9 protein-coding genes are annotated in these 14,512 nt (G+C 34.9%); 2 read left to right on the top strand and 7 right to left on the bottom strand.

What is annotated here, in order from left to right:
* Positions 1 to 8: 8 nt before the first annotated feature.
* The 5 genes from E0Y80_RS14305 to E0Y80_RS14285 all read right to left on the bottom strand — a co-directional run bounded on the left by E0Y80_RS14305 (position 9) and on the right by E0Y80_RS14285 (position 10,908).
* Positions 9 to 1,379 (bottom strand): glucoamylase family protein, encoded by a 1,371-nt coding sequence (locus E0Y80_RS14305; protein WP_156308354.1) that lies wholly within the window; start codon positions 1,377 to 1,379, stop codon positions 9 to 11.
* A gap of 6 nt (positions 1,380 to 1,385) precedes the next feature.
* The gene (locus E0Y80_RS14300) at positions 1,386 to 3,017 is read right to left on the bottom strand and encodes a glucoamylase family protein (RefSeq protein ID WP_156308353.1); all 1,632 of its coding nucleotides are present in this window, start codon (positions 3,015 to 3,017) and stop codon (positions 1,386 to 1,388) included.
* Between the two features lie 57 nt (positions 3,018 to 3,074).
* Complete coding sequence (locus E0Y80_RS14295) at positions 3,075 to 4,499, bottom strand: RagB/SusD family nutrient uptake outer membrane protein (protein WP_156308352.1); 1,425 nt, start codon at positions 4,497 to 4,499, stop codon at positions 3,075 to 3,077.
* A gap of 19 nt (positions 4,500 to 4,518) precedes the next feature.
* The gene (locus E0Y80_RS14290) at positions 4,519 to 7,620 is read right to left on the bottom strand and encodes a SusC/RagA family TonB-linked outer membrane protein (protein WP_156308351.1); all 3,102 of its coding nucleotides are present in this window, start codon (positions 7,618 to 7,620) and stop codon (positions 4,519 to 4,521) included.
* A gap of 429 nt (positions 7,621 to 8,049) precedes the next feature.
* Positions 8,050 to 10,908 carry a triple tyrosine motif-containing protein gene (locus E0Y80_RS14285; protein ID WP_156308350.1) on the bottom strand — a complete coding sequence of 953 codons (2,859 nt, stop codon included), beginning with the start codon at positions 10,906 to 10,908 and terminating at the stop codon, positions 8,050 to 8,052.
* An 85-nt stretch (positions 10,909 to 10,993) separates the two neighbouring features.
* Here E0Y80_RS14285 and ispE point away from each other — a divergent pair, with 85 nt between their 5' ends.
* Positions 10,994 to 11,800: a 4-(cytidine 5'-diphospho)-2-C-methyl-D-erythritol kinase gene (gene ispE, locus E0Y80_RS14280; protein WP_156308349.1), complete on the top strand. Its 807-nt coding sequence runs from the start codon at positions 10,994 to 10,996 to the stop codon at positions 11,798 to 11,800.
* A gap of 10 nt (positions 11,801 to 11,810) precedes the next feature.
* Positions 11,811 to 12,683, top strand: a complete 873-nt coding sequence (locus E0Y80_RS14275; RefSeq protein ID WP_156308348.1) for a hypothetical protein — start codon at positions 11,811 to 11,813, stop codon at positions 12,681 to 12,683.
* 199 nt (positions 12,684 to 12,882) lie between these two features.
* On the opposite strand, the gene E0Y80_RS14270 is transcribed toward E0Y80_RS14275, so the two are convergent.
* Positions 12,883 to 13,617: an LOG family protein gene (locus E0Y80_RS14270; protein WP_156308347.1), complete on the bottom strand. Its 735-nt coding sequence runs from the start codon at positions 13,615 to 13,617 to the stop codon at positions 12,883 to 12,885.
* Entirely contained in the window at positions 13,610 to 14,452 is an 843-nt protein-coding gene (locus E0Y80_RS14265; protein WP_156308346.1) for an ATP cone domain-containing protein, read from the bottom strand. The genes E0Y80_RS14270 and E0Y80_RS14265 overlap by 8 nt, the downstream gene beginning before the upstream one ends.
* Positions 14,453 to 14,512: the final 60 nt, after the last annotated feature.

The following is a 14,512-nucleotide window of genomic DNA, read 5'->3' as shown; positions in this document are numbered from 1 at the left end:
CCAACCAATTACTTTATATTTGGACTTTCAAATCCTAATTTTTTTAAACCTTCCTGTATTTCTGGAGCATTCATAAACAAGTTCCAAATTAATCCTGACCTATAGTTCTCCATCATGACAACTATTGGCCCCTGATCTATGGCTAAATATCTTTGTGGATACCAATTTTCAGTTTCACTATAAGCATCATAAAAACCATATTTTCCCCAAACTTTATCCCCTAAATGCGTAAATAGATATCTTGCAAATGCTAAACTCTCTTTAGGTGTATATGGAGTAGATGATAATGCTGCAGTAGGGCTAATTACTGATTTATCATTGTCAGGATGATGAGCATCATAACCTGTAATGGAGTAGGATGCTGTCAATCCCCAACCTTTCTCCGCACCATAACCTTTGTAACTATGTGGATTCTCTTCAGCATAAGCAATATTAATGCGCGCATGATTTTCCACGACATCGCCATAATTAACATAAGCATCTTTTAAACCTGTTGGATTGAGCCCCATAAAAGAATAATGAGCCCAGAATAAGGGACCAACTTGACCTTCCTTTGCGTTGTGCTTGATACCTATTGGAATATTTAATTTTTTAAGGTCTGATTTAATCTTTCCATTCCTTGCCCAACCCTGATTATAGACTGCGGTATCAATTGGGTGTGTGGGTGAGGAGGCTGCTAATACATAAGTAATCAAACATTCATCATAGCCTTGGATAGGATGGTTCATACCAAAATCATGACTTGGACTCCAGTGCCACAATAACACGTTCTTCCCATTAGTATAATGATTCCAATCAATCTCACGCCAAAGATCATCTGCCTTTTTAGCTATTTCCTTTTGTAAATTCGAACCATTCTTGAAATACTCACGAACCACAATTAAGGATTGTGTCAAAAATGCCGTTTCAACCAAATCACCACCATTATCTTTCTCACTGAATGCTTTAACTTTGCCTGAATCCCCAAAATACCAATGTGACCATGCTCCTTTGAACCTAGGGATTTTAGCTAAATAATCCATAATATGATTTAAACGAGATTCACCATCTTTTTTTGAAATATATCCTCTTTCCATCCCAACAACGATCCCCATAATACCAAAACCACTTCCTCCGGTAGTAACAACATTTTGGTCATTTTGTGGATATTCCCCATCTATATGGATTCGTTCCCTTGCTAATCCTGAATTTGGTTCAGCACCTTCCCAAAAATATTGAAAAGTTTGTTGTTGGATTTTATTCATCAAAGAATCATTGGACAAGGAAATGCTGTCTACCGATAAACTATCCTTGCTATTGTCAGTCTTTTGTGAATTTTGACAAGCTTGTAATCCTGCCATACTTAGTAATAAACCAATTGTTAGTGAACGTATCTTCATGTTATCTTAAATATTTGGGGAACTAAATCCCAGTTTTTTTAATCCATTTTTTACTTCTGGACTTTTCATTAATAGATTCCAAATTAACTGACTTCTATGATTTTCTATAGAAATAATAATAGGACCTTGATCAATCGCAATATAACTGTCAGCAAACCAAGCTTCATCTAATGAAAAACCATCCTTAAAACCATATTTACCCCATAACTTATCCCCAAGGATATAGTAGAAGAAATTTAAAGCTTCTTTAGACTCTTTTGGCGTAAATGCCATAGATGAAAGTGCTGCTGTAGGAGAAATAACCCCAATATCGTTATTGGCTGATTGAGCACCATATCCTGTAGGAATATCTCCTGCTGTCAACCCCCAATTAGTCTCAGAATATCCATAAAAACCATTTGGATTTGAAATGCAATAAGCTCTGTTAATTAAGGTTTGATTTTTTACTTGTAACTCATAGTCAGCATAAGAATCTTTTAAACCATTTGGATTAATTCCTAGAAAACTATATTGTGCAGTAAATAGGGGACCGCCAAGGTCAGGTCCAAGTGGTAAACTTAAATTATAAAATGTCTTACCATTCTTAATTGCTCCATTTTTAGCCCATCCCTCATCATAAACTTTTTTATTTATCGCAAAATTCGTAGAACCTGCCCCTAAAACGTAGGTTATTAAAGATTCATTCCATCCTTGGATTTTCAAATTCATATCCCAACCATGAACTGGACTCCAATGCCAATACAATACCTCTTGACCATTTTGAAAGAAATTCCATTCTACGGCGTTGAACAGTGCGTTAATGTCTTTGCTTAATTCTAGATCTTGAAAGTATTCTCTGGATACCAGTAAACCTTGAAATAACAAAGAGGTTTCTACTAAATCTGCCCCATCATCTTTATTGCTGAAAGGTTGTGTTTTACCAGTTGATCCATTATACCAATGTGAAAATGCTCCATGATATCGATCTGAACTCTTTAAAAATGCTACTATCTTCTTTGTGCGTTCTAGTCCTGCAGTCCTGCTTATAAAATTTCTATGAATACCAGTAACAATCGCCATCAACCCAAATCCGGTACCACCAGTTGTTACAGTTTCTGTCGAAGTATTCCGCTCCCTGATCATCCCGGATGCAGGATGTGCAAAGTCCCAAAAATAACTGAACGTTTGCTTTTGAACCAATGTTAATAATTCATCTTCACTAATACGTTTAAATTTATCCTTTGGATCATATGCCGTAGTGAAGGCAAGATTATATTGTTTGTTCAATGTTTTATTGAGGTTTCCCTTCAATGTATTCTTAATGAAGATTTCAAACTTCGATAAGGATGTTAAGGGTTGAACCGGCTTAATGGAAATTTTCTTTCCATTATCCATTAATTTAATGCTGCTTAATACGGTACTCTTTTCAGCATTTAATATCTGAATACTAGAACTCAAATCCTGCTCGATAACCGACTCATCAAACGATAATATAAATTCCGGATGCAAGTCAATTCCCTTGGGGTTTGTTCCTAAATCTTTATTGCCTATTGAAATTGATTCTACAGAAAAATTAGATCCTTGACCAGGAGTGGGGTCGCTCGATTTTGAACAACCAATCAGAAATACAGTAATAAGAATGAATATAGAATGCCTCATACTAAATCTTAATGAAAAGGGAAGACCAGAAGATCTTCCCTCTAATTGTATGAAAATTTACCAGCCAGTATTTTGTGTCATTTCAGGTGTTTGAATCAATTGATTATCTGGTATTGGGTAAAGATAATGCTTCGATTCAAATGGCTTGCCTGCAGCTTTCATGGCGTTCTCTGCCTGTTTTGTTCTTACCAAATCAAACCAGCGATCGTGCTCCATAGCAAGTTCTAGCCTGCGTTCTTTCCAGATTGCTAGGCGGATATTTGCTTGACCTGAAGCTGTAGTATTTGCTAATTTAACACGAGTACGAATTGCATTTAATGCAGTTAACGCTTCATTAGTATTTCCAAGCTCATTTGCTGCCTCAGCTTTTATTAAGTAAATCTCCCCCAAACGCATGTATCTAAGGTTTTTATCCGTATCTCCTGCACCGCCATTGGCCGAAGAATAGGCTTTCTCATTATACATTTCGTTCTCTGTATTACCGATTTTTAATCCGTCATACATAACTTCATTCCTGAAAATAATGGTCGCATCTCTTCTGATCTCATCCTTTTCCGCATTAAAAGCATCAACTAAATTTTGAGATGGCGTGTTAAATCCCCAACCAATTCCCGCAGAACCACCACGTGGGCCTTGAGTTTGTGAATATTGTTGAATCCCGTGAGCTATCGAAGAGCCTCTTGCCTGAATCTCAAATATAGATTCTGAGCCATTTTCGCCTTCTAACCTCCAGATCTTTTCATAGTTGGGTTCAAGACTATATTCGCCGGAACTAATTACTGCTTGGGAAAGGTCATAAGCTTGTTGCCACTGACCTTGATATAAATGTACTTTGGCAAGTAAGGCTTGAGCTGCACCTTTGGTAGCTCTTCCTAAATCTTTAGCCGCATATTTTGATTTTGCAGGCAAATGATCTATTGCAAATTGTAAGTCTGCCTCGATATAATCATAAACTTCAGCCTGAGGTACTCTTTTTATTAAGTCTTGCTCTTGAATTGGAATATCACCCCAACCACGAACTAACCAAAAATAATTGAGTGCTCTTAAAAATCGAGCTTCTCCAATATACCTGTTCTTCAATGCCTCATCTGTTAAACCATAGTTTTCTGTATATTCTATGGCATTGGTAGCTCGACCTATTGATTTATACCATTGTTCCCATAATGCTGCAAAAGATCCTGCAGTCGAAGTATAAGTAAGATTATCCAAAATGTCTTTATCACTTCCGGTATCAGTAGGAGAAGAACCCTTTTCTGAATTGTCTGAAATGATTTCAGTAATGCCTAAAAATGAAAATCCATAATTCCAATCAGTAAACATTCCATAAATCCCGTTAACTAAAACCTCTGGTGAGTAGTTTTCCTCACTATCTCCTGCTTCAATGATTTCATTCGATGGAACATCCAAAAAATCCTTTGCACAGCTGCTAACCATCAGTCCGGCAGCCATTAATAATGCTATATTTAAATTTCTAAATTTCATGTTTGTCGTAATTAATTGATTAGAACTGTACATTAACACCAAATAAGAAGTTCCTTGTAGTCGGGTAGGCTGAAAGCTCGATACCTGAGGTCAATGCTGGATTTCCATCACTTGCGATCTCAGGTGAAAATCCTGAATATTTCGTAAACATAAATGGATTTTGAGCAGTGAAATACAATCTCATATTAGATGTAGAGTTATATAATTTCTTGAAAGTATACCCTAAGGTGATGTTATTGATACGGAAATAATTACCTGATTCTAAATAATAACTTGAAGCATATGAATCTCTATCTGCCCCAGGATTTACATTTGAACCATTTGATGATATCCATCTGTTATTGAAAGTATCTTCCGTAATATTTTCACCACCATTAATTCTGGTGCCTTTTAATGCATTATAAATTTTGTTACCAGCTACTCCATATCCTGACAATGAGAAATCGATCGCTTTATAGTTGATTCCTAAATTGACTCCATAGGTTGATGTCGGCATATATGAACCAAAGAAAACTTTATCTCTGTTATCAATTACCCCATCGGCATTTTGATCTTTGTAACGTAAATGGCCTGGTCGTGGTGTTCCATATTTTGCACCGCTAGTAATCTCATCTTGGTTTTGCCAAACACCGTCTGCTTCCCACATCCACCATCCATATAATGGCTGTCCTTGCTTGATTTGTTTAGTGATTTGACCATTTGACAAACTTCCGCCTATAGCTCCGTCATAGGCAGGTTTAACATCGGTTAATTCATTGTGATTATAAGCATAGTTAACTCCTATGTTATAATTAAAATCTTCTGAAACTGAATTCTTCCAGTTTAAGATTACTTCCACACCATTGTTACGTACTTTGCCGCCATGATCATAAAAATTATTTGCAAAAGCAGAGTTCAAAATCGGCTGTACATTCATTAAAACATTGGTGTTTAACTTATTGTAATAATCAACTGAACCTGATAATTTTCTATCGAACATTTCAAAGTCTAATCCAACTCCTGTTTCTTGGGTTTTTTCCCATCTTACTGGTAATGCAGGACTGCCAAAGGCTGCTCCCAAAACTAAATCTTGCCCTGGACCAAATACATAATTGTAATTTGAACTTCCTTCAGCTGTCAATAATTGAGATACATTCAATGGAATGTCTTGATTTCCTAAAACACCCCAGTTTGCCCTTAATTTCAAGAAATTTAATACGGTATTATCTTTCATGAAATCCTCATTGGAAATCGTCCATCCTAATCCAAAAGAAGGGAAGGTGGCAAAATATTCACCTGTATTGCGGAATACGCTTGATCCATCCCGGCGAATAGTTGCTGTTGCATAATATTTGCTGTTGTAATTGTATTGGACCCTTCCAAAATAGGATGCCAATGCTCTTGGCGTGTAATATGTTTGGTTCACAACCTTAGTATAATCGGCAGATGCCATATCTAAATTCCAATACTGCTCTAAAACAGGTAGGTCATATCCCGTGCCTGATAACATATTCGAAATCCCAGATTTCTCCCTTGAAAATCCTGCTACTGCATTGATTTGATGGCCGTTAAAGTTCTTGTCGAATGATAAGAAAGTTTCCCACTGCCATCTGAAATCCTCATTTTTTCTGTAGTTTAAACTATTATTTGCATACCCAACAACATTTGGATTTTTATCTTTTAAATCTTGAAATTCTTGGTCTGTACGTAATGGATTACCGTTTAACCAAGCATCTTTGATATCTGTAAATGTTCTTGAATTAGAAAAAATCTTCGTACCACCAATTCTAGAATTGATTTTTAAGAAATCAAAAATTTGATATTCTCCTTCAATTCCTCCTTGAATACGTGTAGAGTTTAACAGTTCATTCGCACGTTGAATAGCGTAAACAGGATTACCTATTGAGTTTAAATTACCTGTGGTTTCTCCTGCTGCTGTTTGATAACCAGCGATACCTGTACTTGAATTATAAATTGAAGTTCCATATCGTCCATTATCAAACATGACTGGAGCAAGTGGCGTTTGACGATAAGCGTCATTGAATGCTCCAAATGGTTTTGGCGTAGATTTATTGAATGACAAATTTAAATTCTGTGAAAATTTAAGCTTGTTGTCCAAAAATTTGTAGGTATTGTTGTTGCGAATTGTATTACGAACGAATTTTGATCCATCAATAATCCCGTTTTCAGTAAAATTATTTACACTCACAAAGTAGTCAACGATTTCAGAACCTCCTGAAATATTAATTGCATTGTTATAAACCGTACCATTTTGAAGGATTTCATCAAACCAATCGGTGTTATTCGCTTGGTTCGGCTTTAACAGAGTACCTCTTCCAATTCCTTCAATGTTTTCGTTGTAATATTGAATATACTGGGATGCATTAGCCATCTTTACTTGGTTTAACATGTTTTTCATGCCAACATAACCTTCATATCCAATTTTTACATTTCCAACTTTACCTTTTTTGGTGGTAACCATGATGACACCATTTGCAGCACGAACTCCATAGATAGAGGCTGATGAGGCATCTTTTAAAACATCAATGGATTCAATGTCAGATGGATTTATACTATTTAAGTTGTCAGTTGGAAATCCATCTACAATATATAATGGATTTCTCCCTCCAAGTGCAGTTCCAAGACCACGAATGGTCACTTGCGGAGTAGAGCCGGGAGCTTCGGATGCAGTTACATTTAAACCCGCAACCTTACCTTGGATAGATTGCATTGCCGACATGGCCGGTTGTTTTACAATCTCTGCAGCTTTCACACTTCCGATGGCTCCTGTTAAGTCAACCTTCTTCTGCGTACCGTATCCTACTACAACAACCTCCTCCAGTGCCATATTCTCATCGTCCATAAATACATTGATCTGAGATTTATCGCCAACTACAATTGATTGTGATACATATCCAACAAATGAAAATACTAATGAATCGGTAGGGGCAGCCTCTAAGGTATAACGGCCTGCCTCGTCCGTCTGGGTGCCTCCTGAATTTCCTTTAATCGTAACGGAAACTCCAGGTAGTCCAATCATGCTCTGACTATCTTTAACCGTCCCAGTAACGGTCTTGTTTTGTCCATATAGCCAGCTAAAGCTGAGTAGGAAAACAAAGGTCAGTGTAAATAACTTCCTCATATAACAATGGTTTAATTGAGTAAATAATGTTTAGTTAAGTAATAAAAAGTGTTTATTCACTTAACAAATATGTGATGTATTAGTTTGGAATAGAAATTTACCATATCTACATTACTACTACACTTATTATTTACTTGCTCAAACTTATATTAAATAATTGTTAATTATCTGAAATGTAATATTATATATCTTTTATATTCCTTACAAATTCAACTACTAAGTGTATCAAATACACATAATAATATTAACCATCATGATGTAGTGTTGTAGTAGTATTAAGTAAAAATATGGGGTAAAATCCTTCAGAAATTCTAAATTAAATTTAAAATTTTAGCAAATTTTAAGCAAAAAGTACATCAGGTTTTAGCAAAGTAAGTAGGTACTTATATCATTTTATTGACTAGAATTATCAAAAAATAAAAGAGATTTTTATAATTCTAAAAGAAATTCTGTTAAGTTTTTACTGGTGGGTAAATTCAATTTTTTCCGTAATCGATAGCGTCTAATTTCAACCCCACGGGTACTGATATTCAATAGGGAGGCTATTTCTTTACTTGACATATTTAATCTTAAATATGCACAAAGTTTTAGGTCGTTAGGAACCAGTTCAGGATATTCTGACTTTAATTTTTTGAAAAAGTTCTCATGGGCTTCATTAAAACTTTTCTCAAATAAATCCCAGTCTCTGTCATCACTATGCGCTTCATCAATTAGTTTACTTACTTTACGTAACTGCTCATGGCTCAATTTGTTACCATTAGAATCATTTAAATTAGTTAATTCATGATGAAGATTATTCAGCATCTCATTTTTATAGACAATATTCATTGCAGCATTTGCAAGCTCTCGATTTTTATTCTCTAATTCCTGCAATAATTGTATGTTTTTTAATGAAATCAACTTTTTCTCGTTTGCCTCTGCTTCTTTTGCCAAATGGTCTTCCTGCTCTTGTAATAATTTTTTCTTCAATCTCCTCTGGTGATCTAATAATCTCTCTTCGTACCATCTCTTACCTAAATAAATAATCAATCCAAGAAGAATGATGTAGGAGAGAATTGCAACCCAACTAAAATACCATGGTGGCAATATTTTAAAGGAAACCGAAGTTATTTCGGATTGAATTCCATTTGGTGTGACTGATCGAACTTGAAATATGTAATTCCCAAAGGGTAGGTTTGTGAAATCCTTAAATGAAATTTCATCCCAATTTGACCAACCTTCTGTATAACCATCAAGATAATACTGATATTTTAACGGTGCTGAAGAATACCAGGGTGATGCAAATGAAATACGAATATTATTCTCGTTATTAGGTACCTCTAAATTATCATAAATGGAATAGGGGTCTGAAGTTGTATTCCAAATATGGGTTATGATTGGCTTGGGTAAATTTTGTTGGACCGGATAGTGGTTAAAATAAATAGCGAATCCATTGTCAAGGCCAATTAAGGATAAATTCTCATCAACATTCAATATCTGCTCATAATCATTCATCATCCTGCCTTTTAATGAATTCCATGAACTCGAGTCTATCTTTAATTTACCGTCTGTTAGAAATTGTATTTTCGCTAAATGTGATTTTTTTATAAACCAATATGCATTATTCTTTATTGGAATAATTTTGTTTGCTGTAGAAAAAGACGCTAATTGTTTATTTAATTCCTCATAGGGTTTAAAAGACCTTAAAATGTTATCATATAAATAGAATCCTGAATCACTCGCAAAAACTATATTGTTGGCTACATTATAGATCCCATATAATTTTGTGTCTTTAGGTAAGCCATTTGTCTCCAGCTTAAAGTCTAATGCCTCTCTGAAATCTGTAGATAGCTTGAAACTGAATACATTTTGATTGTTGCTTAGCCAAAAATCATTTCCAGAAATTTGCATCGCATGGCGGATTGGATCCTTTTTATAGGAGAATTGCTTAATGAAAGTCGGGGAATCTCCATCTTGCATCAGGCCTACACCTGTATAGTTAGTCTGTAACCAATAATTACTATTTTGGACAGCAAGAAATCCCCAGGCTCCCGTAACTGTAGAAATCCGCCGCATTCCTGATGGTTCTACAATAAAAGTCCCATTATTATGGCCGCAAATTAGACTCCCAGATATATTCTCTAGTTTCCATACCTGACCTTGAGAATTTGGTACTATTTTAAAATTTAATGACTTATAGGTATCGATGCCCTGCCAATCACTTACAAATAAACCCTGATTTGTGCCTAAATAGATCTTGTCTTTATAAATTATCGAACTATATACTGTTCCAATATGCCCAGTTAAGTCTGAATAATAATATAAGGGGCTATTAATGTCAATTCTATCTATTCCATTATCTAATCCTACCCATAAATTTGATTGCTTGTCAACTGCCAAACTTAATACTGTATTGTTCTGAAGTCCATTGTTTTTATTAATATGCTGTACAATCTGTCCATTTTGGTTGATGATGAAAACCCCATTCTGAATGGTTCCAAATGCATATTGATTCCCAAACAATTTAACGCCATTGTTAATCTGGGATTTCTTTAAATACTCCTGTGCTTCAGTTTCCCATGGCACAATACTACCGTCACTATTTAACTTAAACAATCCATTCTTATCCGTACCGATTATAACTTCAGTAGAACTATAAGGAAGCATAGTTAATATGTTAGAACCTAATAATTTACTTAAATCTTTAATAGGAGAGAGACTATTAGATTTTAACTCATGTAAACCTGACGGAATTTGTTCAAAAAACAACCTTCCATTGACTTGAAATCCAAAAAGAAAGGGCTCGCCATTTGCCGTGATGGTTGTAATTTCATTTTGATGATAGAGGTAACTTTTGGAAAATGTATGGAAATAAATCTTTTCACCGTCTATGATGATCCTCCAGATCTCTTCGTTCTTCAGCGCTTGTTTATCCTTAACCAGACCCGTTAGGCTGGTATATTCCATTTTTCCGTATAAAGATCTTTCCCAATAGCCAAATTCACCTGCGCCTCCAACCAAAATCCTTCCTGTTCCATCTATATTTACGCTCCTTAATCCTGCGTAATTCTTCATTCTAAATAAGGTCCACTCTTGACCATCGAAACTTAATAAGCCTTCAGTATTTGCAGAATAAATTATTCCATCAGAGCTTACCGCTAATCCCCAGTTCTGATTTCCTGCTTTATAAGTAGTCTTATTATATTGTTGAACAAATGGTGAGCCTACACGTGGAATGTTCTGGCCATATCCCAAGGTATGTTGACATATTGCCACTATAATAAATAAATAAAAATTTATTTGCTTCATAATCTTCCTTCGTCAAATATAATAAAAGGATTGAGGAACCTTAAATAGTCATTGGCTACTTAATGGAAAATCATTTAATTTGTATATGCTGAAATTTGCAAACGCAAAAATTAACCTCGGATTACATATCCGAAGGAAAAGACCAGATGGGTATCATGACCTGGAAACAATCTTTTATCCAGTAAAGCTCTATGACGTGGTAGAAATTACACCTCATGATACATTGGAGATGAGGATCAGTAACTCAGATCTATCTGCTGATCATCAAAATTTATGTATAAAAGCTTTTAAAATATTGGAAAAAGACCATCCAATTAAACCTGTATCTATTCATTTATTGAAAAATATTCCGATTGGAGCAGGACTTGGTGGTGGATCTTCTGATGCAAGCGCTACATTGCAGCTGCTCAATAACTTCTTTCAGCTTGGTATAAATAATGATCAACTTAAAGATTATGCGGCAAAATTAGGCGCAGATTGCCCTTTTTTTATAGACAATAAACCCATGTACGCTCAAGGGACCGGAACTGAACTTACCGATATTCAGGTAAACTTAGAAGATTATATAATCATTATTATTAAACCGGAAATTCACATTTCTACTGCTGAAGCTTATTCCAATGTCAGTCCTATGATTCCGAAAATTGATTTACGTGAAGCAATTAAATTACCCATCCAAGATTGGAAATATCATATTAAAAATGATTTTGAAATCTCCTTGTTTGAAAAATATCCACTAATTGCTGATATTAAAGCTAAACTTTATGAAAAAGGAGCTATTTACGCTTCAATGAGCGGTTCAGGATCTTCTGTTTTCGGAATCTTCGAAAAAAAACCAGAAATAGAAGATTTAAATAAATACGGAAAAGTTTACTTCCCAGTAGAATTGTAGAAAATTTATCATGCTTAGAATAACCATTTCATTAATCCTAAATATAGTTTTATATGTTTCGGCGTTAAATGCTCAGGAAATTATTCCTTTCAAGTTGAATAATCATTACAACATCATTGTAAAAGCATTAATTAACGAAAAGGACAGTGCCAATTTAATGTTCCAGATCGCGATGAATGAAGCTTCACTTTCTCCTGTCCGGATCAATAAAGTAAATTCTGTTCAATTTGACACAACGGAATTTGCTGAAGGACTTTCAAAGGTTAATAGGATTCAGGTGGCAAATACTACAATAGACAGTATATGGATTTGGAATAATGAATTTTCTGGATATGAATCCGACGGAAAGATTGGTATCCAACTTATGAAAGGCAAAATATTTAAAATAAATTACGACCAATCACAATTTGAATTATTTGATAAGCTGCCTACAACTTCCGACTTTATTCAAATACCATTATCCATTAAAAGGGGCCAATTATTTATCAGCATTAAAACCATATTAGGAAATCAAACCATACCTTCCGACTTCCTATTGCAGTCAGGCTTCTCTGGAGCTTTATTATATAGCAATAATTTTGCAGATCAGCACAACTTGGAAAACACCTTAAAAGTTCTGAACAAAACCACAATGTCAAATTCAGCTGGTCAAAAGATCAACAATTTAATATCCCTGATGCCAAAAATTGAAATTGATCAGTTTATGTTTGAGCATGTACCAGTAAACATTTTTACAGGAGAAATAAAAAACCAAGCAAACAGTTACATCGGAGCCGATCTAATCCATCGGTTCAATTGGATAATAGATATGAAAGCTGGAATAGCCTATATTCAAAAAAACAAAAACTATAATGATCCCTATTATTTCAAGAAACCGAATTAAATTCCATAATATCATAACCAGTAACAGAGCACAAACAAATATATAAATCCATCCTTCATCCAAACAAACCTAACAGCCTAATATACAACTACTATAATTAAACAATATTCTCACCCAATTATCTATGTCCAACTATCCAGGCTCTTATGTCTTATGTCTTTTGTCTTTTGTCTTTTGTCTAACTACTAACTACTAAATACTAAATCGCCTTTTTCTCTCCAAGTATCCAACTTGGTTTAGGCTCTTGAAGTTTAATAATTTTATTAGTGTCAGCGTATTTAGCGATATGAGTCGCTGCTTCATCAATATTATCTGTAAATAACAATAGATCTTGATCTTCAGGGCTGATTGTTCCTTCAGAGATCATTAAATCCACATGTTCATGAATATTTTTATGATATTCCATTCCCATAATAACGATAGGAAACTGTGATATTTTCTTTGTTTGAATGAGCGTTAGTGTTTCAAAAAATTCATCTAAAGTGCCAAATCCGCCCGGCATAATTACGAAAGCAAAAGAATATTTTCTTAATAATTCCTTCCGGACAAAGAAATAGTCAATATTCACAAATTTATCCATGTATGGATTATGCTTTTGTTCATGAGGCAATACAATATTGCAACCAACGGAATAGCCATTGACATCTTTGGCCCCTCTATTAGCAGCTTCCATAATTCCCGGTCCACCACCGGTCATAATGGTAAATCCCATTTCTGCTAATCTTGCAGAAATTTCCCTCGCTTTTATGTAATATGGATGATCCTCTCCAAACCGGGCAGAACCAAAAACTGTGACACAGGGTCCCACAAAATGTAGGGTCCTGAAACCTTTCATAAATTGGAATATAACCCCAATAGCATATTTTAGCTCATTCCAGCGACCTCGAGCTCCTTTTAGAAAACTGATTTCTTCTCGTACAAATTTATTACTCATGTTCTAAAGGGCTGTTAATTAATTCACTAGCTTCGTTCAGTAAAACTTTCTGTTTATCTTTAGGTATTTGGATTCTATCAAGGACTTGCGGTGATTTAACAAGGTCTTTCACTAGAATAATTTGATTTTTAAGAAGCATGGCTTTATCCTGCTCTGTTAGGTTGGTTAAGCAGGTAACAGGATACTCAGCATTACTATCAACTCTTGATTTTAAACAACTTGATTTTGGATAATCCCATGATAAAAGATTCATCCCGTAATATTCACCAAATGCGATGGAATCTGTAGTTAAATAAGCATTGGTAACTAGCCAACCATCAGTAAACTGCCTGTCCTGATTAAAAAAGTGATAAGAGATCCCTGTAATATCTTCTTTTCGGGATTTAAAATACATAGGCGTTGTTACGGAAACTTTCGCATCTGCATCATTTCGAAACTTACATTCAATCGCTAGCATTTCATCGCCCTTTACTGCAACTACATCGATTTCATGACTTACTGAATGTCCCTGAACAGTCTGACCAGTTACTGCTTCATATCCATCTTCTTGAAATAGTCTTGCAATCCATTTTTCAAAATAAAAACCTTCAGGACCCAATTCTCGAAGTGCCTTTTTTAAACTATATCTTGCTGCATAAGAGTTTTTCTTTCCTCGTAATGCATTAAATGCCATTTCATATAGCTCTTTCGTTGATATTCCGTCATAAACTTTTCCTTTAATCGTATCATAGACCATATTAACCTCATTTTCATTTGCTCCAGATCTAGTTAAGGAACGACGTAACGCTGTTTCATCAAATGGAACCAACTCTCCAGAATATTTTTTTACCCGCATGTTTTTCTTTTCTAAATGAAATTACAAAATATCTTAGTCTAAACACAAAATTTATACCCA

It is taken from the genome of Sphingobacterium endophyticum, assembly GCF_009733535.1.
Classification (GTDB): domain Bacteria; phylum Bacteroidota; class Bacteroidia; order Sphingobacteriales; family Sphingobacteriaceae; genus Sphingobacterium; species Sphingobacterium endophyticum.
Note: the sequence above shows the minus strand (reverse complement) of the source record. Positions and strands in the feature narration are given on the sequence as shown.